This window comes from Paraburkholderia xenovorans, assembly GCF_046030735.1.
In the GTDB taxonomy this organism is placed as follows: domain Bacteria; phylum Pseudomonadota; class Gammaproteobacteria; order Burkholderiales; family Burkholderiaceae; genus Paraburkholderia; species Paraburkholderia xenovorans_A.
In genome coordinates this window covers 303,774-325,181 of sequence record NZ_JAQQBV010000001.1, presented here as the reverse complement: position 1 = coordinate 325,181, position 21,408 = coordinate 303,774, and the positions used below count along the sequence as shown (strand labels likewise).

Genomic DNA, 21,408 nt, shown 5'->3' with positions numbered 1-21,408 from the left:
TCCTGCGCGCCCTGCCGCCCTCCATGCCCACGCCGCCGCCCCTGCCTACCTCTACCGCCGTCACGCCTTCGCCCCGCTCGCTCAGCGTGATGCTGTGGATTGTCGCGACCGGCTTCTTCATGCAGACGCTGGATTCGACGATCGTCAACACTGCGCTCCCCGCGATGGCGACGAGTCTCGGCGAATTGCCGTTGCGCATGCAATCGGTGGTGATCGCCTATTCGCTGACGATGGCCGTGATGATCCCGGTGTCCGGCTGGCTCGCCGACAAACTGGGCACACGGCGCGTGTTTCTAAGCGCAATCCTCGTGTTCTCCATCGGTTCGCTGCTGTGCGCGAACGCTCACACGCTGAACCAACTGGTGGTGTACCGCATCGTGCAAGGCGTTGGCGGTGCGATGCTGCTGCCGGTCGGGCGGCTCGCGGTATTACGCACGTTTCCAGCCGAGCGGTATTTGCCCGCGCTGTCGTTCGTCGCGATTCCGGGGCTGATCGGACCGCTGATCGGCCCGACGCTCGGCGGCTGGCTCGTGAAGATCGCGTCGTGGCACTGGATCTTTCTGATCAACGTGCCGGTGGGTATCGTCGGCTGCATTGCCACGTTCATTTTCATGCCGGATAGCCGCAACGAGCACACCGGCAAGTTCGACTTGAAAGGCTACCTGCTGCTGATCTTCGGCATGGTGGCGATTTCCTTCGCACTCGACGGTCGCACCGAGTTCGGCATTCAGCACGCCACCGTGCTGGTGCTGCTGATCCTGAGCCTCGCCTGCTTTGTTGCGTATGGCTTGCATGCGGTGCGCGAACCCGCGCCGATTTTTCCGCTCGACCTGTTCAGGATCCACACGTTCAGCGTCGGGCTGCTCGGCAATCTGTTCGCGCGGATCGGCAGCGGCGCAATGCCCTATCTGATTCCTCTGCTATTGCAGGTGAGTCTCGGCTATAGCGCCTTCGAAGCCGGCATGATGATGCTGCCGGTGGCAGCTACGGGCATGGCAGCCAAACGGCTCGTCACGACACTGATCGTCAAATACAGCTACCGCAGCGTGCTGATCGTCAACACGGTACTGGTGGGATTGACGATGGCGAGCTTCGCGCTCACCAGCGCCAATCAACCGCTGTGGTTGCGGCTCGTGCAACTGGCGTTCTTCGGCGGCGTGAATTCGATGCAGTTCACCGCGATGAACACGCTGACGCTCAAAGACCTCGGCACTGGCGGCGCAAGCAGCGGCAACAGCCTGTTCTCGCTGGTGCAAATGCTCTCGATGAGCCTCGGTGTGACCGTGGCCGGCGCTTTGCTCGCAACCTTCACCGGGCTACTGCCGCGTGTGACCGCTGCCAACTCGCTGCCCGCGTTTCATGCGACGTTCCTGTGTGTCGGCATCATCACCGCGGGCTCGTCGTGGATCTTCGCGCAGTTGGCGCCGGACATCCGTACGCCGGCTAAAAAGACCGATCCTTCAGAGCGGACCTGACGCGCAAGCAGCGCCACTCGCAGACTCGCCGACCCTCAACAGGGCGCGGCTCGCACCAGCGAAGTGCGAATTGTCGCGCTCGATTCCGCACTGGCGCACAATCGTCGTCGTTCAGGTCGCAACGATGCGCGAAGTATGCTCTTTACGCTCGCGCATAGTTCTTGCTCGCCTATCCTGTAAACTCACAGTTTGCGCGTGCGGACCCCGAGCCGAACTTGTAGCGCGCCGACACATTCACACGACCGACACCATGAGCATGATCGAACTCGATCCTCCCGGCTTCCAGCCGCCGCGCCCAATGGCCGGTGACGAAGGCTCACGGCGCACCGTTCTGTACGGCGGCTATACCGTTTTCAGCGTGTTTCAGCCCGTTTTCTCGGTGTCGCACCGCCGTGCGATCGGTTATCACGCTTCGCTGCGCGCCCGCGACGAACATGCGCAACAAGTGCCGTCGCACGAGGTCTTCACGCAAGCGGCCCGGCGCGGCGACCTGCTGGAACTCGGGCGGCTTGCCGAGTCGCTGCATCTGGGCAACTTCAACGCGTTCGACAGCCACGACGAATGGCTTTTCCTCAGCCTGCACCCCGCCGCGCTGATGGACACCAGCTACGGCGACGCGCTGCTCGCCGGCCTCAAGGCGCTCGGCCTGCCACCGCAACGCGTGGTGCTCGAAGTTTCCGAGCAGGCTGGCGGTGAAACCACGCGCTTTGCGGAAATCATCGACGCATTGCGCAAATCCGGCTTCCTGATCGCGCTCGACGGCTTCGGCGCAAAGCATTCGAACATCGACCGTGTATGGAACCTGCGGCCGGATATCGTCACGCTCGACCGCTGCATCCTCGCGCAAGCCAGCGAGCACTCGCATATCGAACGCGTGCTGCCGGGCCTTGTTTCACTGCTGCACGAATCCGGTCAACTGGTGCTGATGGGCGGCCTGACCACCGAGCGCGACGCACTGATCGCGCTCGAATGCAACGTCGACTTCGTGCAGGGCGCGTTTTTCGCGGGCCCGAGCGTCGAACCGGTCAAGCCGCAAGCGGCGGCCGGTTTGATGGACTCGCTCTCCGCAGCGTTGCGCGAACGCGTGGCCACCCGCGATCGCGCTCAATCCACACGGCTCGCACCTTACGTCACGGCGCTGGAGACCGCGTCGGCAGAACTCGTGGCCGGCCAATCCGTTGCGCAGGCCACCGCGCCACTGCTGACACTCGGCGAAACCGCCCGCTGCTTCGTGCTCGACCGCTCAGGCCGGCAGATCGGCGACAACGTCCTGCCGCCGGGCCGTTCATCGCAACGCGCCAAACGCTTTCGCCCGCTGCTGCATTCGGAAGGCGCAAGCTGGGAACGCCGGCCGTACTTTATTCAGGCGATGCGGGTGCCGGGTCAGGTGCACCTCACGCCGCCCTATCTGTCGATCAATGAAGCCCACCTGTGTGTGACTGCTTCGATCGCCGCGCACACGCCGCAGGGCACGCAAGTGCTATGCGTAGACATCAACTGGGAAGTGGCGGCCCATCGTAGTTGAGGTTGTGGCGGTTGAAATTGTGGCAGTTGAAGTTGTGGCGGTTGAGGTCGCTGCAGCTGAGGTCGCCACGGTTAAGGTTGCCGCGGTTTAGGCTGCTGCAATTGCGGCAGCCTCAGTTGCTCCGACCGCCGAATTGCGCTGGATCCGCGCAATCAACTGGGTAACCGCCGCACGGCCAAACACCCGATTGGTGGCGCGCAGACGCGCCTCGCTCGTCACAACTCGCAACGCGACGATCTTCGCAGCGCCATCCGTGGACACATCGATCACGCCGACCACCTCGCCCTCGCACAGCAACGCGATGCACTGCGCACCTTCCACCGACACTACCTCGGCATAACTCGCCTGCTGCGCGAGCGCCGTCACCTTTTCCAGCCACCCCACTACGCTGACTTCCTGCGTGGACACCGCCGCGTCGCTCACCACCTCCGGTGCGTCGCTGAAGAGCCGCAGCAAACCTGCCCGGTCCTGCTCTTCAAGCGCCGTGCGCAGACGCTCGACGATCCGCGAGTGCGCGGCAGGATCGGGACGCTCCAGCGGCGCGCCCGCTCGCTGCAAACGGCCCTTCGCACGGTGAACGATCTGCCGGCAGGTGGCAGGTGAACGTTCGAGGATCCGGCCGATCTCCGCGTAGTCGCAATCGAAAGCCTCATGCAGAACGAACGCCGCCCGTTCGTCGGGCTTCAGCCGCTCGAGCAGCAGCATCACGCCGTAGGACATCTCAGCCGCGCGCAACGCCAGTTCCTCTGCTGAAGGCGCGACCTCGTCCAGCCACGGTTCCGGCAACCAGCCGGACACCTGCGACGCGCGCTCGCGCTGCACATGCCGCAGCCTGTCAATCGCCGTACGCGTGGTAAGCGTGGTGAGCCACGCAGGCGGTGTTTGCACCTCTCCCGTATCGGCGAGATGCCATTTCAGCCAGACGTCCTGCACCACGTCTTCAGCCTCTGCGCGGCTGCCGAGCATGCGGTACGCCAGCGCGAGCAGGCGGGCTCGCACCGCCTCGAAACTGGATGCCTTGTCGATTACTTGTTCCGTCATGCGTAGACCCCCAGTTCCTGCGTGTTGAGAAAAAGGCACACCGCGGCGCGCGCCGCATTACCTGCGATGTGTTCCAGGCGCGCCGCCATCGACATCCTTGCCTGCTTGACGCCTGGGCACACGCCGATGTGACAGCGCGACGCAAAAAATATTCGTGTCACGCGAACGCCCGCGCCGTCGTCATATGGACAGAAACCGGCGCAATGAATGTGCTGGTGCCTGGTTCAGCCATTGAGGCGCCCACCGCACTCGCGGCGTAGCCCTTAACAGCTATATCGACACGAGGAAAACATGCATTCCAGCTATCCGTCCATTACCGGCCTCGGCCTCGTGCCCACCGTGATCGAGCAGTCCGGTCGTGGTGAGCGCGCTTACGACATCTATTCTCGTCTGCTTCGCGAGCGCATCGTGTTCCTGGTCGGTCCGGTCGACGAACAGTCCGCGAGTCTGATCGTCGCCCAACTGCTGTTCCTGGAGTCCGAGAATCCCGACAAGGATATTTCTTTTTACATCAATTCGCCGGGCGGCTCGGTGTACGACGGCCTCGCGATCTACGACACCATGCAGTTCATCAAACCCGAGGTTTCAACGTTGTGCACCGGCTTCGCGGCCAGCATGGGCACGTTTCTGCTCACCGCCGGCCAGCGCGGCAAGCGTTATGCGTTGCCCAATGCGCGCATCATGATTCACCAGCCGTCAGGTGGCAGCCAGGGCACCGCCGCAGACGTAGAGATTCAGGCAAAGGAAGTCCTCTATCTGCGCGAGCGGCTGAACGCCATGATGGCTGAGCGGACCGGGCGCAGCGTCGAAGAAATCGCACGCGACACCGATCGTGACAACTTCATGTCCGCGCATGGCGCCAAGGCATACGGTCTGGTCGACGAAGTGCTGGAAACACGGGCAGCACTCAGCGGCACGACGCGTCTCAACGACTCGTAGCACGGCGCAGGGCGGGTCCGTCGCCACCATCTCCAATCGATAGCAACCGATATCCACCGGTAGCGGCCGATATCAACCGGTAGCGGCCGGTAGCGGCCGAGGCCGTGTAAAAACGCGTGAGCCGACAGTCTGTCGAGCGACTGGTGAGGCCGCGCCTTCGCAGCTTCCTGTTGTCTGCGACTGAACTGATTGCGCCACGCCAGCAAGCATAGGCAGGTGTGGAGATTACGCGCCTGCGAGCTTCATCGCTCGCAGCGTCTTTGCGAATCCGAGGATCTTCATGACGCGTTTGAGGTTGTACGCCAGCACATGCAAGCTCATTTCAGTCGAGACGTTCCCAAGCCTGCGCATCTGGAAGTGGGTTGAGCCCATCCAGTGCTTTAGCGTGCCAAACACGTGTTCGACGGTTCGTCGCCGTATTGTCATCGCGTCAAGCTGACGATCGAGTCTGCGTTGCATTCTGTCGAGCACCGCTTCGTGTTCCCATCGGCGAATGCGCCGATACGGCGCCGGCGTGCACTGCTTTCTGAGTGGACAGTGTGGGCAGGCACTGCTCCAGTAGGTCCGTAATTTCAGCAGATTCGCACTCTCCAACGAGGTGTAGCGGTATATCGCGCGTTGCCCTGCCGGACACAGATACTGGTCGTCTCTGGCGATGTAAATGAAGTCGGCCCGGTCGAAGCGGCCGTCAGCCTTTGCCCCGGAGGTTTGTGATTTGGGCACTAATGCCGTAATACCCGCGTCGTCGCATGCCTTGATCTCTGGTGCGCTGAAGTATCCACGGTCTGCCAGTGCCTTGATTTTCTTCTTGCCCATCGCGTCGCGCGCCGCTTTGGCCATTGGGCTCAACTGCGTCCGGTCGTTGCCGACATTCGTGACTTCGTGGGTAACGATGAGATGGTGCCGGGCGTCGACGGCGACCTGAACGTTATAGCCAACCACGCCCGTACCCTTGGCTTGAGAGATCATTGAGCGTGAGTCGGGGTCGGTCAGTGAGACCTGCTTTTCAGGCAGGTCGTTCAGAAGCTCCGCTGCGCGATCCAGATCACGCATCTGTTCACGCAGCGTCTCGATCTTCTCCCGGAGGCGTTCAGTCTTCGCTTCTACCTCGGCTGGTTGAGTGCGATCGGCGGTCTCCAGTGCATCCAGATAACGCTGGATGCTTTGCTCGATCTGCTCCTGACGTCGTGCAATCTTGTTGGGCGTGAAGTTGTTATCGCGACTGTTGACCGCCTTGAACTTGCTACCGTCGATGGCTACGACTGCTTGTGTGAACAGCTTCAGGTCCCGGCATATCATCACGAAGCGACGGCACACGTTGCGAATGCCTTCACCATTGCTACGCCTGAACTCGGCAATCGTCTTGAAGTCTGGCGCGAGCCGGCCGGTCAACCACATCAGTTCGACATTGCGTTGACACTCCCGCTCCAGACGACGGCTCGACTGCACACGATTGAGATAACCGTAGATATATATCTTGAGAAGCACTGCAGGGTGGTAAGAAGGTCGCCCCGTGCTCGCGGGCATGGTTCCTTCGAATCCGAGGGATGCCAGTTCGAGTTCTCCGACGAATGCGTCGACGATCCGCACAGGGTTGTCTTCAGCGATGAAGTCATCAAGACACTCTGGCAATAGTGTGGTCTGACTGCGTTGCGCACCTTCGACAAATCGCCCCATCTGCGCCTCTCGTTTCAGCAGGTTGATTCAGTCTAGGTGATCACACGCGTTTTTACACGGCCTCGGCCGGTAGCAGCCGGTAGCAGCCGGTAGCAGCAGAGTACTCCAGCAAGAGCCGCCAGCACGCCTGTCGGCGATCTCGCAACGCCTTCGCCAATCACAGCAAAGGAGATCGTCTACCGGTGCGCCGGAGTCACAAAAGCTGATCACCTCCGCAGGAATCGCTATCATGGTCGCGATTCGTCGAATCCGACGATCGCTTCAATGGAGATAACCATGGCGTCATCCAACGAAACCGTCAGCATGGCGCTATTTTGCGACTTCGAGAACGTAGCGCTCGGCGTGCGCGACGCGAAGTACGACAAGTTCGACATCAAGCTGGTGCTCGAACGGTTGCTGCTCAAAGGCAGCATTGTCGTCAAGAAAGCTTATTGCGACTGGGACCGTTATAAGAGTTTCAAAGGCGCGATGCACGAGGCCAATTTCGAATTGATCGAGATTCCGCACGTGCGTCAGTCAGGCAAGAATTCCGCAGACATCCGGCTGGTAGTTGATGCGCTCGACCTCTGCTACACCAAATCGCACGTCAATACGTTCGTGATCATCAGCGGCGATTCGGACTTTTCGCCGCTGGTGTCGAAACTGCGCGAGAACGCCAAGCAGGTGATCGGCGTCGGCGTTCAGCAATCCACGTCCGATCTGCTGATCGCGAACTGCGACGAGTTTTTCTTTTACGACGATCTCGTGCGCGAAAGTCAACGCACCGTCGCGAAACGCGAGTCGGCGCGCCCGCAACAAGCCGCGCAGCCCGCTGCGAAACGCGCGCCCGACGAAGAGAAAACGCGCAACAAGGAGGACCTGGAAAAGCGTCGCACGAAGGCAGTGGAAATCGCAGTGCAAACGTTCGACGCGCTCGCCTCCGAGCGGGGCGACAGCGGCAAAATCTGGGCATCGGTGCTGAAGAACGCAATCAAGCGCCGCAAGCCGGATTTCAACGAGACGTACTACGGTTTTCGCGCGTTCGGCAATCTGCTCGAAGAAGCGCAGGCGCGAGGCTTGCTGGAATTCGGCCGCGACGAGAAATCGGGCGCCTACGTTTATCGAAGCGCAGCCGCCAGCATGGCTGGCGAGAACGCGGGCGAGCATGTCGAAGCAACGGAACCGGCCGAGTCCGCAGAACAGACTGACGAGGCTCAGGTTGTCGAAACGGTGATCGCCGAATCGGCAGGCAAACATGAATCGCGGCGCGGCAGAGGGCGCGGCAATCGCAAAGCAGCGGGTCGCAATCAGCAGGAAAACGTTCAGGAAGACCGAGCAGCATCTTCACACGGGAACCCGGCACCGACTCATAGCGAAGCGCCATCGGCCCATGAAGACGAATCGTCGACTCACACCGCCCAGCAGCACGTTTTCGCGCAACCGGAATCAGACTGGACAGAATCGGAATCGCACGACTTCGTCACCGAGCCAGTTGTCGTAACCGACGAAGCAACGGCACAAGCCAACGACAAGCAGCCCAAACGCAGCAAAACACGCACACCGCGCAAAACGGCCACGAAGAAGGTAAAGAAGGACACGCAACGAACGCTCGACGACATCCCGCAAATCGCAGCGCCTGCTGAGGCGCAAGCCGCTTCTGTCAGCGAAGAAGAAGTGCCTGTCGCTGCAAAGAAGGCTGCACGTAAAGCGGCGCCACGCAGCCGTCGTCCGCGCAAGGCAACGGCCGCAAGCAACGCGGAGTAAGCGTCTGCTCGCGGGAACGCGCCAAGGCCACCCGCATCAACGCGCCAACATCAACATCAACGCCAACGTCCTAAAACAGCCCAAACACAGCCACGCCGTTGGTCGCGCCGACATACACTTTGCCGCGCGCGATCATCGGCGTGATGAACTTGTTGCCCGCGCCCCACTGATCGCGCGTGCCGGCCTGGTTGCTGTTGTACAGCTCACGCGACAGATTGCTGGCGTCGTACGCGTGCAAGGCGCCGATCGTGCTGTTTTCGGCGGCCCAGACGATGCCATTGCTCGTGCCGTTCGCCGACACCGCTGGCGTCGCGCCTGGATACACGAAGGTGGTCGGGCTCTTCGTCGCCGCCGTGGTTGCGAACAGCGCGGACGTGACAGGCAGCGCCTTCAGGTTGTCATTGATGCCACCGTAATAGACGGTGCCGTTGTAGTAAGCAGGCGAGCCCCAGATGCCGCCCGCGAGCGTGCCAGTCAACACCTGCCAGATGTTGTTGGAGGTCGGGTTGAATTTCCCCATCGAGTCGCGATCCACAACGTAGATGAGATTGTCCTTGCCCGCAGCCACGGCGAGATGCTTGACGGTGCCGCTTGCCGTCGTCTGATCCGGCAGCAGCATCACGCCGCCCGAGCCGAAATCGCCGTCCACGTTGGCCTCGGCCACGACGTTGTACATCGCGAAATAGTCCGTCACCTGCAGATTGCCGGCCGAGAGCTTCATCAGCGAATTGCCGAAGTCTCCATCGACGGGAAAGCCCTGCGCGTTCAGCGTGGTGCCGAATGTGCCATTGCCGTCCACGACGTACAGCGAAGTACCGTCCGACGCCATCCCCGAGCCGGCCATCCAGATCGAGCCCTGGCTGCCGTTGGGCGTGATGTTCAGCACGCTGGTCTGCTTCAGCGTGTCGGCGCTATAAGCCATCAGCCAGCCGGTGTAAGCGCCCGACATGCAGTGCGCGGTCCAGCCCATGTAGATGTTGCCGCCGACCAGCGTCAGCGCGGCGCGCTCGGTGTGTAAGGACGGATTGAACGTGAGCACGCCGTTGACGCTGCCGGAACCGTTGCCCGGATAGGTCGCCGCGATCTCGGTCGGGCCGCCGAGCGCTTCAGCGCCAGTCGTCAGATCGAGCGCATGGAGGCGGTGATGGTAGCCGCCGCTCGCGTCCTTCGTCATGGCAACCGCATACAGCACCCCGTTGGGGCCGCGGGTGCGGTCGATGACCGGCGTCGACGTAATGCCGATTTCGGGTGTGATGTCCTGGCAGCTATGATCGTCGCTCGGTGTTTCGCCCGCGCCGATCAGCGAGACCTTCCACAATGGCGTGAAGGTGGTGGCATCGTATGCGTAGACGCTGTCGTGCTCGGTGGCCACGTAGACCACATCATGCGAGGCGCCGCCGATAGAAAGACTGGTGACGAACAGCGGCTGCGCGTCGACCTTGCCGTCCGCGGCCAGGAAAGCAACTTTACCGAAGCTCGCGGAATTGACGTTCGTGAGGGTCAGCGTAGTTTCGGCGAGCATCTGCCCGGTACGGCCGAGATCGTTGTGATGCATCAGCACGTCGGTCGCAAACGCTGTGGTGGTGGTCGGCGTGGGCGTGCTGCCTGAACCCACGCCACCCGTGCCGCCAGTCATGCCGCCGGATCCTGATCCGCTGCTCCCACCGCCGCTACCCGCGGCCGACCCTGACGCCGTGCCCGACGTGCCGCCCGAACCGCCGCCGCATGATGCAAAACACAACACGATGACGGCGAGCGCAGCCGCCTCGCACACGCGGGACCACCCGCTCTGTCTCGATGGTTCAGCGTCGCCTTGTGAGATCCGCATGTCCGCCTCGTCGTGTTTAACGATGCGACGTTCACTCCCACGCACGCCGAGCGCTACGTGAAATCACGTCGCGCCGCATTCGAGGAGTTCACCACGCGCGGCTCCCGGACCGTTAAACCGTTGGTTGCTAATGCGGCAAGCTAACCGTACGCTGTTTGTAGGGTTGGTTGACGCCATCGTTTCGCGTCTCTCCGCCATCCATGACCGCAATGAGACGGCGAACGCGAGGACATGCCGGACACGCTCTACGCGATCTACTCAGTAGTACGGATAGGGGGCATACATTACCGGCGGAGGAGCGACGTAGCGCGGCGGCGGAGCAACATATACCGGCTGCGGCGCGTAGACCGGCTGAGGTGCATAAACCGGCATCTGCGGCTGGGAAATCGTGTTGCCCTTCGATGTCATGCACTGCGCGTACGCTGCATCGTAGCGAGCCTGCAGACCGTTCGCCGAGTACTGTGCGCCATTCGCGCCGGCCGCGCCGCCCAGCAGCAATCCGCTGCCTGCGCCGATCGCCGCGCCTGCGCCTGCGTTGCCCGCCGCGGCGCCGATCAGCGCGCCCACCGCAGCACCGCCGAGCGTGCCGACAGCAGCGCTGCCGACCGCATTGTTGGTTGCGCCTTGCGCCGCGCCGGCGACATCCGTGGAATGGAACGCGTAATCGCGACAAGCGTAGTCGTCCTGCTGGAACTGATTGAGCGGCTCACCCGTGCGCGGCAGCGCGACGATGCTCGGGCCGCTCGGCGGTACGACTGCACAACCGCCGAGGAGCGCCAGAGCGACGGCGCCTACGGGTATCGCGACGTGGATCGGTTTGAGGCTTGAGATCATGTTGGCGCTGATTCGTTGATAACGGAACCCAACGTTAGGCCAATCCGCATGCCGCCTGGTTACGGTTTCGTTACCGGATGTTTTCCGCCTTACATTCCGGCACGTGCGGACGACTTTATGTCGATCACTCGTATCACTCGGTTACCAACTGTGACAAAGCCGGCACGCGAATGTCGCCACACAGGACATTCCTACGGATCACGAATTGATCGGCAGCGCCAACCTACCCGGCACACCGACACGAAGGTCAGCGAAAGCTATCAGGCAATAAACAAAAAAGCCCTCACAAGAGGGCCTTTTCGTGGTCGGCATGTAGTGCCGACCTCATTGCACGCAAGTCATTCCGCTTCCAAAGTTTGCTTCCATCACCAAACTTCCTTCCAGCAGAACAACCAGCAAACTTACGCGAAATTCTTCGACGCGAATTCCCAGTTGACGATGTTCCAGTACGCTTCGACAAACTTCGGACGCGCGTTGCGATAGTCGATGTAGTACGCGTGTTCCCACACGTCGATCGTCAGCAGTGCCTTTGCGTCGGTGGTCAGCGGCGTAGCAGCGTTGCTCGTCGACACGAGGTCGAGCGAACCGTCAGCTTTCTTCACGAGCCATGCCCAGCCCGAGCCGAACGTGCCGACTGCGGTCTTCGCGAACTCTTCCTTGAACTTGTCGAACGAACCCCACTTGGCGTTGATCGCGTCAGCCAGAGCGCCGGTCGGCGCACCGCCACCTTGCGGCGACAGGCTGTTCCAGAAGAACGTGTGGTTCCACACTTGCGCTGCGTTGTTGAAGATGCCACCCGAGGCTTTCTTGACGATCTCTTCGAGCGACAGATTCTCAAACTCCGTGCCCTTGATCAGATTGTTCAGGTTGGTGACATAGGTCTGATGGTGCTTGCCATAGTGAAACTCGAGCGTCTCTTCCGACATGTTCGGAGCGAGAGCGTTTTTCGCGAACGGCAGCGGCGGGAGCGTATGTTCCATGGTGCTTTCCTTCTATCTGTATCTGTTGTGGGGGAGTCTGCGGATAACGCTTTAGAGCACTCGATTGTAGGCGAGTTGGAATAACCCCGCAAACCAACGGACTTTATGCCCGGCATGAGAAAACACGCCGCGCATCCAGCGTGAAGAGTGCGGTCGCACGGCCCGTGCCCGCTGCTTGCAAAGTCCCTGATGCACTGTCAACAGAGTGTCAGAAACCGTCCGTGAGACGCGGTTGTACATCGGCCAATGCGATGTCCGCCGCGCCCTCGGCGAGATGCACAGTCAGGCGTCGCCCCGGTTTCAACGAAGCGGGCGATCGCACCGCGCGCCCGTTCTGCGCGTCGAGCACAGCGGCATAACCGCGCTCGAGCGTACGCTGCGGACTCAACACTTCGAGCCGCGCATGCAGTGTCGCGATACGCGCGCTCTGACGTTCATGCTGGCGTAACAATGCCGCGTCGAGTCGCTGGCTCAGATTGCCGAGTTTCGCCTGATGCGCGGCGAGGTCCGGACGCCATCTTTGCCAGCGCATCTGCAGCAGCGAAAAACGCGCTCTGGCATCGCGCACCGGACGCGCGCCGGACGAAGCCAGCCGCACGCTCAATTGCTGCAAATGCGTGCGTTGCCGCGCGAGCCGCTCGGCCGGCGACACGAGCCGACGTTCGAGCCAGTCGAGTTGCTGTGCGCGTCGCTCCATCATGCGGCCGAAACCGCGCGCGAGCGTCGCATGCCGATGATCGAGTTCGCGCAGCAGCATCACGCGCTGCGGACTGACGAGTTCGGCGGCACCGGTTGGAGTCGGCGCGCGCACGTCGGCGGCGAAATCGGCGATCGTGAAATCGGTTTCGTGACCGACGCCGCTCACCACCGGCAGCGCGCTTTCCGCGATTGCCCGCGCGAGCACTTCTTCGTTGAATGCCCACAGGTCTTCGATCGAACCGCCGCCGCGGCACACGATCAGCACGTCGACTTCGCGTCGCCGGTTCGCGGCTTCCACCATCGCGGCGAGTTTCGCGCTGACGCCCACGCCCTGCACCGGCGCCGGGTAGACGATCACCGGAATATGCGGCGCGCGGCGCGACAAGGTGGTCAGCACGTCGCGCAACGCCGCCGCCTGCAACGACGTCACGATACCGATCGCGCGCGGATGCGCCGGCAGCGCACGCTTGCGCTCCGCGGCGAAGAGACCTTCGGCTTCGAGTTGCGCTTTCAGCCGCAGGAAGGCTTCGTAAAGACGCCCTTGGCCCGTCCGGCGCACCGCTTCGACGTTCAGTTGCAATTCGCCGCGCGGCTCGTACATCGTCACCAGCGCGCGCACTTCGATGCGATCGCCTTCGCGCGGCGTGAACTCCGCGTATTGCGCGCGACCCCGGAACATCACGCAGCGCATCTGCGCTTGCGCGTCCTTGATCGAGAAATACCAGTGGCCGCTCGCGGCGCGGGTGAAGTTGGACACTTCGCCCGCCACCCAGACGAGCGGAAACGAGCGTTCGAGCATCGTGCCGATCGCGCGATTGAGCGCGGAAACGGGAACGACGACTTCACCGCCGGGCGCGGCCGACGAGGCAAATGGGCTTTCGGGATTCATGCGAGGAATGTCTGTGACTGGCCGGACAGACGATAGACCGACTGGCCATCCGCGTCCAGCGCGGCGGTCGAATTGTTAAAAGTGTCCACATGGCGGGAGTCGCCAGGCGAATGCCGCCTGAGTGCCCGCCAGAAGCGCGAAAATTGGCAGCATGTCTTTGATTTATATGGAATTTATATCTCATTAAAGAGAATGATTGTCGATTGGGTGGGCTTTGCGCGGGGTTGTCGGGCGGTTCGGAGGCAGGTTCTCCACAAAGTTATCCACAGGCTGTTTAAATCGTCTGAGTTGTGAATTTGCGAGCCGGCGCAAGGTGCGCAGCTTGCCGGGCGGGACGCACGCGCGCTAGAGTGGCGGGCTCGCCGGCGTGCCCGGTGGCATCGCGGCGGTCGTTGTGGCAATGCTGCGGCGGCGCCCTTCGCATCGGCAAGCCGCGCTGTCGGCGAGTCACTTTCGCTTCACTTTTGATCGTCCGGAGAACCGCGTTGATGCATGCCCCGCGTTTCGCGCCTAGCGCTTTCACGCCGCCGTCGAGGCTTCACCGCCCGTCGCGGGCCGCGTCGTCCGTCGCCGCGCTTCCGTTCCCGGCGGCTCGCGAATGAGCGAACTGAACAACCGCCTCGAAGCCCGCTTCGCCCGCGAATGGCAACAGCGCGGACCGCTCGCGTGGGCGCTCACACCGTTCGCGTGCGTGTTCGGCGCGATCGCGGCCGGCCGCCGCGCCGCGTTCTCGCTCGGCTGGCTGAAATCCGTGCGGGTCGGCGTGCCGGTGGTGGTGGTCGGCAACGTGACCGTCGGCGGAACCGGCAAGACGCCGACCGTGATCGCGCTGGTCGAAGCGCTGCGCGCGGCCGGCTTCACGCCCGGCGTGGTGTCGCGCGGCTACGGCGCGCGCGTCAGAACGCCGACGGCGGTCACGGCCGCTTCGGCAGCGAGCGTCGGCGGCGACGAACCGCTGTTGATCGCGCGGCGCACCGGCGCGCCGGTATGGGTCTGCCCGGATCGTGTCGCGGCGGCGCAGGCCTTGTGCGCCGCGCATCGCGACGTCGACGTGATCGTCAGCGACGACGGCTTGCAGCACTATCGTCTCGCACGCGACGCCGAGCTCGTCGTGTTCGATCACCGGCTCGGCGGCAACGGTTTTCTGCTGCCGGCCGGGCCGCTGCGCGAACCGCTGTCGCGCCGCCGCGATGCGACGCTGATCAACGATCCATACGCCCGCTCGCTGCCCGCGTGGCCGAATACTTTTGCGCTGAAGCTCGCCCCCGGCGACGCGTGGCATCTCGACAACCCGGGCCTGCGCCGACCGCTCGCGCAATTCAGCGGCGAGCGCGTGCTCGCTGCGGCCGGCATCGGCGCACCGGAGCGTTTTTTCGCGACGCTGCGCGCCGCCGGCCTCACGCCCGCGACCCGCGCGTTGCCGGATCACTATGCGTTCGAGCGCAATCCGTTTTCCGACGTGGACGCCGACGCCATCCTGGTAACAGAAAAGGATGCGGTAAAATTGGGGTCCTGGCACGATGCGCGCATCTGGGTTGTCCCGGTCGAAGCCGCGCTCGATCATCGCCTCATTGCATTAGTTGTGGAGAAAGTCCGTGGACGCTCGCCTGCTTGAAATCCTCGTCTGCCCGATCTGCAAGGGTCCGCTCAGCTACGACCGTTCCGCGCAGGAACTGATCTGCAACGCGGACAAACTCGCGTACCCGATCCGCGACGGCATTCCCGTCATGCTCGTCGACGAAGCGCGTCAAACGGTGGAAGGCACACCCGTCGATCTGAATCCGGGTTCGGTCGCCTGAGTTTGTTCGGCGCGGTTGCTTCCCTGCCGCCTCGCCTGCCTCGCGTCCGACACACCGATCAGCTTTTCTGCCGGCGCCCGCGTTTGTTTCGCGAGTGCCCTGTTCCGGTTCCATCGCCGCTCGTCCTTCCGCGCTTGCCCATCCGATGACTCAAGCTCACGCCACTACCCCTCCGTTCATCGCCGTCGTGCCGGCCCGTCTCGCTTCGACGCGCCTGCCGAACAAGCCGCTCGCCGATATCGGCGGCAAGCCGATGGTGGTGCGGGTCGCCGAGCGCGCGCGCGAATCGGGCGCGCAGCAGGTGCTGATCGCGTCGGACTCGCAAGCGGTACTCGACGCGGCTCACGAGCACGGCTTCGAAGCCGTGTTGACGCGTGCCGATCATCCGTCGGGCACGGACCGTCTGGCGGAAGTCGCGGCCCATTTCGGCTGGAGCGACGACACGATCGTCGTCAACGTGCAAGGCGATGAACCGCTGATCGATCCGAACCTCGTGTGCGGCGTTGCGTCGCACCTCGCGGCGAGCAGCGGCTGCGCGATCGCCACCGCCGCGCATCCGATCGCAGACTCCGCCGAAATCTTCAATCCGAACGTGGTCAAGGTCGTGCTCGACGCGCGCGGTGTCGCGCTGTACTTTTCGCGCGCGCCGATTCCGTGGGCGCGCGACGCCTATCAGGCGCATTGGCCGAACGTCGCGTCGATGCCCGTTCCTCCGGCGCCGGCGGTCGTGCATCGGCATATCGGCCTATACGCGTATCGCGCGCAATTCCTGCGCACTTACCCGACGCTCGCCATCTCGCCGCTCGAACAGGTCGAGCAGCTCGAACAGTTGCGCGCGATGTGGCACGGCGAGCGCATCGCGGTGCTCGTCACTCACGACGTGCCGCTGCCCGGCGTCGATACCCCTGCCGATCTGGCGCGCGTGCAGGCTTTATTCGGGGCTTGAGCGCAAAAACCCATGGCATAATCGGACGGTTGTGCGCGCCTCCCTTTGCAAGCGGGAGTCAGGGTTTGCACCCGGTCGCGCCGGTTTCATCTTGCAGCGCCGTCGTGTTCGACGAGCAGCGCGAGATTCGAAACGGCAGCCGACGCGGGTCCCTCGACGAATCGCGGGATGGCAGTAACGCCGCCACGAATTCACATAGATCTGGAGATATCACATGCGTTTGATCCTTTTGGGTGCACCCGGCGCGGGTAAGGGCACTCAGGCAAACTTCATCAAGGAAAAATTCGGTATTCCGCAAATTTCCACTGGCGACATGCTGCGCGCGGCCGTCAAGGCAGGCACGCCGCTCGGCATCGAAGCCAGGCGTTTCATGGACGCCGGCGAACTGGTCACGGACGAGTTGATCATCAACCTCGTGAAAGAACGTCTGCAACAGCCGGACTGCGCGAACGGTTATCTGTTCGACGGTTTTCCGCGCACGATTCCACAAGCGGAAGCGATGAAACAGGCCGGCGTGCCGATCGATTACGTGCTGGAAATCGACGTGCCGTTCGACGAGATCATCGTGCGCATGAGCGGCCGCCGCTCGCACGCCGCGTCGGGCCGTACGTACCACGTCAAGTTCAACCCGCCGAAGGTCGAAGGCGTAGACGACGTAACGGGCGAGCCGCTGATCCAGCGCGACGACGACAAGGAAGAAACGGTCAAGAAGCGTCTGGAAGTGTACGAAGCGCAGACCAAGCCGCTGATCGAGTACTACAACGGCTGGGCGCAGAACGGCGATTCGTCGAGCGCGTTGAAGGCGCCGCAGTATCGGCGCATTTCGGGTCTTGGCGGTGTCGATGAAATTCGCGCACGCGTGTTCGACGCGTTGAAGTAAGCGCGCATCGCGTTGTCGGCACTGACGTGTCGTTCGAAGAACCCGCCTTTACCGGCGGGTTTTTTATTTGTCGCCGACGCCGCTCGTGCGGTTTTCCCAAGCGCCGGTATTGCTTAGCCATCCATAGCGATTTACGCCGCACTCGTCCCCTCTGGCCGTCATGCTGCCCGCCTCGCTTTCCGCGCTGCAGCATAGCCGCTACAATCGATCATCGAAAAAATATTCGATCGAGACATTCCCGAACTGAAGTCAAGGAGAAGATATGGAGATTCGTGACAACGTATTCCTGATCACCGGCGGTGCATCGGGACTCGGCGCCGCCACCGCGCGCCTGTTCGTCGAACACGGCGGCAAGGTAGTGCTCGCCGATCTGAACCAGGACGCAGGCGAAGCGCTCGCGAAAGAACTCGGCGGCGTGTTCGTCAAATGCGACGTGAGCCGTGAAGACGACGCCGCGCAAGCAGTTGAAGCCGCCACGAAACTCGGCACGCTGCGCGGCCTCGTCAATTGCGCGGGCATCGCGCCCGCCGTGAAAACGGTCGGTAAAGACGGCCCACATCCGCTCGACTCGTTCGCGCGCACCATCTCCATCAATCTGATCGGCACCTTCAACATGATCCGGCTCGCCGCCGCGGCAATGTCGAAGAACGAGCCGAACGCGAACGGCGAGCGCGGCGTGATCGTGAATACCGCGTCGGTGGCGGCTTATGACGGCCAGATCGGTCAGGCGGCTTATGCGGCGTCCAAAGGCGGCGTGGTCGGCATGACGCTGCCGATCGCACGCGACCTGTCGCGCAACGCGATCCGCGTGATGACGATCGCGCCGGGCATCTTCGAAACGCCGATGCTGCTCGGCATGCCGCAGGACGTGCAGGATGCGCTCGGCGCGATGGTGCCGTTCCCGCCGCGCCTCGGCAAACCCGCCGAGTACGCGATGCTGGCCAAGCAGATCTTCGACAATCCGATGCTCAACGGCGAAGTGATCCGACTCGACGGCGCGATCCGGATGCAGCCGAAGTAATTGCGAGCAACGGGCGCTGGAAACCCAGCGCCCAATGACAAACGCCTGCGCATGAGCATTCATGCGCAGGCGTTTCTTCAGTCAGCGGACGGGCCCGCAGCCGATTCAATCGCGATCGTCGTGCTGTGTGCGTTGACGCAGTTCATGCAACTGCGACTCGACCACCGTGGCATCCTCGGCATCCGGACAGTCGCCGAGATAGCGCTCCAGGTCCTCCAGCGCGGGACGCAGATAATCGAGCCGCGCATACGCGAAGCCGCGATCGCGCACTTCCTCGATACTCCCCGGCAGCAGGATCACAAGCCGCTGCTGCACGGCCAGCAGACGCTGCCAACGTTCCGTCTGAAGATACGTAGACTTCAGGTTGCGCAACATCCGCGCGATGATCTCGCGCCGCGTGGCCGGTTGCAGCAGCATGCGCAGCGCGCGGCTCACCGAATCGCCTGCCGACGCAACGTAGGGCTCCAGCATCTCCACCATCTCCGATTCCGACAGCGAATGTCCACTGGTGGGATCGAGCATCACGTCGCCGTCGGGCGTGGTCACGCGCAGCAGAAAGTGCCCGGGAAAGGACACGCCGCGCGCCGGCACGCCGATCTGCTCGGCCATCTCCAGATACAGAACCGCGAGCGAAATCGGAATGCCGCGACGGCGCTTGAGCACCGCGTTCAGATGGCTGTTGTCGGGGTCGTAATAATCGTTGAGGTTGCTGGCAAAGCCCAGCTCGCGGAAGAAAAACCGGTTCAGGATGCCGACTTTCTGGCGGATGTCGGCGTCGTCCGGCATGCGGCGCTGCAGGCGCAGCACCAGCTCGTCGATCTCCGCCAGCGTGCCTTGCAGATCGAGGTCGGGATACGCGTCCTGCGCAAGCGAAAGTGCCGCCTCGGTGAGTGGCAGGCTGTCGTCTTCGGCGACGAGCGTGCTGAAATAGTCGAGAACTCGCGTCATCGTGATCACTTCACTCGCCTTTTGAAATACGCGTACTTGAAGCCCATCAGCCAAAGCATACCGAAATATAGCGCGGCGAACAGAACGAGGCACGCCCCCAGCAGCACGATGCGCTGAACCGGTTCGCTATGCATGCCGATCCAGTCGAAGCTGATCGCGAGCCAATGCATCACGCCGGCCAGCACGAGGCACGCACCGAACAGTTGCACGAAAAATTTCACCCAGCCGGCCGACGGCATATAGATGCCGCGCTTGCGCAAACCGAGGAACAACAACAGCGCGTTGACGCAAGCACCGAGCCCGACGCTCAGCGTGAGACCCGCATGCGAGAAGATCGGCACGAACACATAGTTGCTCAACTGCGTGACGATCAGCACGCCGACGCCGATCTTCACCGGCGTCTTGATGTCCTGCTTCGCGTAAAAACCCGGTGCGAGGATCTTGATCAGAATCAGGCCGATCAAACCGATCCCGTATGCCGCGAGCGCGCGCCCGACCATCACGACCGAATGACCGTCGAACTTGCCGTAGTGAAACAGCGTGGCCGTGAGCGGCTCGGCGAAGAAAAACAGCGCGATGGCGCTCGGTGCGGCAAGCAGAAACGTGACGCGCAAGCCCCAGTCGAGCAGCGACGAGTATTCGTGCGGATCGGCGTCGACGTGCGCCTTCGACAAACTCGGCAGCAGAATCGTGCCGAGCGCGACGCCGAGCAGCGCGGTCGGAAACTCCATCAGACGGTCGGCGTAATTGATCCACGACACCGCGCCGGGACCGATGCGCGACGCGATATTGGTGTTGATGATCAGGCTGATTTGCGCGACCGACACGGCGAACATCGCCGGCACCATTTTCGACAGCACCCGCTTCACGCCGCGATGCGCGAGCGCCTTCAGCGGATTCAGACCGATGCGCGGCAGCATGTCGATCTTTTTCAGCCCGGGCAATTGCACGATGAACTGCAGCACGCCGCCCGCGATCACGGCCCACGCGAGCGCGTAGACCGGCGTCTGCAGATGCGGCGCGACGAACACCGCCGCAACAATGAACGCGACGTTCAGCAGAACCGGCGCGAACGCGGGCAGCGAGAAATTCTTGTACGTGTTCAGCACGCCGGACGCGAGCGACGTCAGCGAGATGAAAATGATGTACGGGAACATGATGCGCGTCATCGTGACGGCAAGCGCGTAGGCCTGCCCCTCGTGCGCAAGACCCGACGCGACGATGAACACCACACCCGATGCCCCCACCACGCCGATCACGGACAGAATCGCCAGCGCCCACGCGAGCACCGTGGAAGTCGCATCGACCAGCGCCTTGGTGGCGTCGTGCCCCTGGCTGTTCTTGAACTCGGCGAGAATCGGTACGAAGGCCTGCGAGAACGCGCCTTCGGCGGAAATCCGGCGCAGCAGGTTGGGAATGCGGAAGGCGACGTAGAACGCGTCAGTGAATTGACTGGCACCGAACGCGCGAGCGATCAGCGTTTCGCGGGCCAGTCCGGTCACGCGCGACAGCAGCGTGAAGCCGCTGACCGTCAGCAGGGCTCGGAATAGATTCATGGGGCGCTTATTATACGGGTGCCGCAAGTGCGGACGACGAGCCGGAACGCGAGTCGGACCGATTTACCGCGCAGACGTTCGATCCTCGTGCGACGATCGGCAGCCGCGGCATCGCGGGCCCGGCGATTCCCCGTTGCCACGTGCCTGATTTTGTTGCTATAATCGTCGGTTTCGAAGCTCGAAAAAGCATCACATCAGCAGCACCTCACCCACTTGAAGGTCAGGTACTGGAAACAGGAACAGGATAAGGAACCGTCATGGCAAACACCGCACAAGCACGCAAGCGCGCCCGCCAGGCCGCCAAGGCAAACTCGCACAACTCGGCACTTCGCTCGAAGTTCCGCACGGCTATCAAGGCTGTCCGCAAGGCGATCGACGCCGGCGACAAGGCTAAGGCCGCTGAAATCTTCCAGGCATCGTCGAAGACCCTCGACATCATCGCCGACAAGAAAATCGTTCACAAGAACAAGGCAGCTCGCCATAAGAGCCGTCTCGCTGCAGCCATCAAGGGTCTGCAAGCGTCCGCAGCGCAGTAATTCCGGCGAGCCCGCTTCGGTGGGCTACCTCCTGTTTCCGCTGCACAAAAAAGCCCGCTTTGGCGGGCTTTTTTGCTTGGGACCACCGGATT

General features: G+C 62.6%; 18 protein-coding genes. 10 read left to right on the top strand and 8 right to left on the bottom strand.

The features are described from left to right. Positions 1-23: 23 nt before the first annotated feature. Together PQQ51_RS01505 and PQQ51_RS01500 are read left to right on the top strand one after the other, a co-directional pair. On the top strand, positions 24-1,475 hold the full coding sequence (locus tag PQQ51_RS01505) for a multidrug transporter subunit MdtD (RefSeq protein WP_408494201.1): 1,452 nt from the start codon (positions 24-26) through the stop codon (positions 1,473-1,475). Positions 1,476-1,725: 250 nt separating this feature from the next. Next, positions 1,726-3,000 (top strand): EAL domain-containing protein, encoded by a 1,275-nt coding sequence (locus tag PQQ51_RS01500; protein WP_408494199.1) that lies wholly within the window; start codon positions 1,726-1,728, stop codon positions 2,998-3,000. An 87-nt stretch (positions 3,001-3,087) separates the two neighbouring features. Here PQQ51_RS01500 and PQQ51_RS01495 read toward each other — a convergent pair whose 3' ends face one another. Beyond that, a complete protein-coding gene (locus tag PQQ51_RS01495; protein ID WP_408494197.1) occupies positions 3,088-4,041 on the bottom strand; it encodes a sigma-70 family RNA polymerase sigma factor in 954 nt (317 codons plus the stop codon). A gap of 291 nt (positions 4,042-4,332) precedes the next feature. Between PQQ51_RS01495 and clpP the strand changes: the two genes are divergently transcribed. Next, positions 4,333-4,980, top strand: coding sequence for an ATP-dependent Clp endopeptidase proteolytic subunit ClpP (clpP, locus tag PQQ51_RS01490; RefSeq protein WP_408494195.1), 648 nt, complete (start codon positions 4,333-4,335; stop codon positions 4,978-4,980). A 225-nt stretch (positions 4,981-5,205) separates the two neighbouring features. Here the strand turns inward: clpP and PQQ51_RS01485 are convergent, their stop codons facing one another. Beyond that, positions 5,206-6,657, bottom strand: a complete 1,452-nt coding sequence (locus PQQ51_RS01485) for an IS1182 family transposase (protein WP_408494193.1) — start codon at positions 6,655-6,657, stop codon at positions 5,206-5,208. A 276-nt stretch (positions 6,658-6,933) separates the two neighbouring features. On the opposite strand from PQQ51_RS01485, the gene PQQ51_RS01480 reads away from it, so the two are divergent. After that, entirely contained in the window at positions 6,934-8,400 is a 1,467-nt protein-coding gene (locus PQQ51_RS01480; RefSeq protein WP_408494191.1) for an NYN domain-containing protein, read from the top strand. A 70-nt stretch (positions 8,401-8,470) separates the two neighbouring features. Here the strand turns inward: PQQ51_RS01480 and PQQ51_RS01475 are convergent, their stop codons facing one another. The 4 genes from PQQ51_RS01475 to xseA form a co-directional block, all read right to left on the bottom strand. Beyond that, a complete protein-coding gene (locus PQQ51_RS01475) occupies positions 8,471-10,228 on the bottom strand; it encodes a PQQ-binding-like beta-propeller repeat protein (protein WP_408494189.1) in 1,758 nt (585 codons plus the stop codon). A 258-nt stretch (positions 10,229-10,486) separates the two neighbouring features. Beyond that, positions 10,487-11,062, bottom strand: coding sequence for a glycine zipper family protein (locus PQQ51_RS01470; RefSeq protein ID WP_408494187.1), 576 nt, complete (start codon positions 11,060-11,062; stop codon positions 10,487-10,489). A 401-nt stretch (positions 11,063-11,463) separates the two neighbouring features. Beyond that, positions 11,464-12,042, bottom strand: a complete 579-nt coding sequence (sodB, locus tag PQQ51_RS01465) for a superoxide dismutase [Fe] (protein ID WP_408494185.1) — start codon at positions 12,040-12,042, stop codon at positions 11,464-11,466. A gap of 208 nt (positions 12,043-12,250) precedes the next feature. After that, entirely contained in the window at positions 12,251-13,630 is a 1,380-nt protein-coding gene (gene xseA / locus PQQ51_RS01460; RefSeq protein ID WP_408494183.1) for an exodeoxyribonuclease VII large subunit, read from the bottom strand. Positions 13,631-14,228: 598 nt separating this feature from the next. Between xseA and lpxK the strand changes: the two genes are divergently transcribed. The 5 genes from lpxK (at position 14,229) to PQQ51_RS01435 (ending at position 18,276) form a co-directional block, all read left to right on the top strand. After that, positions 14,229-15,245 (top strand): tetraacyldisaccharide 4'-kinase, encoded by a 1,017-nt coding sequence (gene lpxK, locus PQQ51_RS01455; protein WP_408494181.1) that lies wholly within the window; start codon positions 14,229-14,231, stop codon positions 15,243-15,245. Next, the gene (locus PQQ51_RS01450) at positions 15,226-15,429 is read left to right on the top strand and encodes a Trm112 family protein (RefSeq protein ID WP_006050060.1); all 204 of its coding nucleotides are present in this window, start codon (positions 15,226-15,228) and stop codon (positions 15,427-15,429) included. The genes lpxK and PQQ51_RS01450 overlap by 20 nt, the downstream gene beginning before the upstream one ends. Before the next feature lie 145 nt (positions 15,430-15,574). Beyond that, positions 15,575-16,375: a 3-deoxy-manno-octulosonate cytidylyltransferase gene (gene kdsB / locus PQQ51_RS01445; protein ID WP_408494179.1), complete on the top strand. Its 801-nt coding sequence runs from the start codon at positions 15,575-15,577 to the stop codon at positions 16,373-16,375. A gap of 214 nt (positions 16,376-16,589) precedes the next feature. Further along, positions 16,590-17,255 (top strand): adenylate kinase, encoded by a 666-nt coding sequence (gene adk, locus PQQ51_RS01440; protein WP_408494177.1) that lies wholly within the window; start codon positions 16,590-16,592, stop codon positions 17,253-17,255. Positions 17,256-17,517: 262 nt separating this feature from the next. After that, positions 17,518-18,276, top strand: a complete 759-nt coding sequence (locus PQQ51_RS01435; RefSeq protein ID WP_408494175.1) for a 3-hydroxyacyl-CoA dehydrogenase — start codon at positions 17,518-17,520, stop codon at positions 18,274-18,276. A gap of 105 nt (positions 18,277-18,381) precedes the next feature. Here PQQ51_RS01435 and PQQ51_RS01430 read toward each other — a convergent pair whose 3' ends face one another. Together PQQ51_RS01430 and murJ are read right to left on the bottom strand one after the other, a co-directional pair. After that, complete coding sequence (locus PQQ51_RS01430; RefSeq protein ID WP_408494173.1) at positions 18,382-19,224, bottom strand: SirB1 family protein; 843 nt, start codon at positions 19,222-19,224, stop codon at positions 18,382-18,384. A 5-nt stretch (positions 19,225-19,229) separates the two neighbouring features. Continuing rightward, positions 19,230-20,780, bottom strand: coding sequence for a murein biosynthesis integral membrane protein MurJ (gene murJ / locus PQQ51_RS01425; RefSeq protein WP_408494171.1), 1,551 nt, complete (start codon positions 20,778-20,780; stop codon positions 19,230-19,232). A 257-nt stretch (positions 20,781-21,037) separates the two neighbouring features. Here murJ and rpsT point away from each other — a divergent pair, with 257 nt between their 5' ends. Next, the gene (gene rpsT / locus PQQ51_RS01420) at positions 21,038-21,316 is read left to right on the top strand and encodes a 30S ribosomal protein S20 (RefSeq protein ID WP_408494169.1); all 279 of its coding nucleotides are present in this window, start codon (positions 21,038-21,040) and stop codon (positions 21,314-21,316) included. Positions 21,317-21,408: the final 92 nt, after the last annotated feature.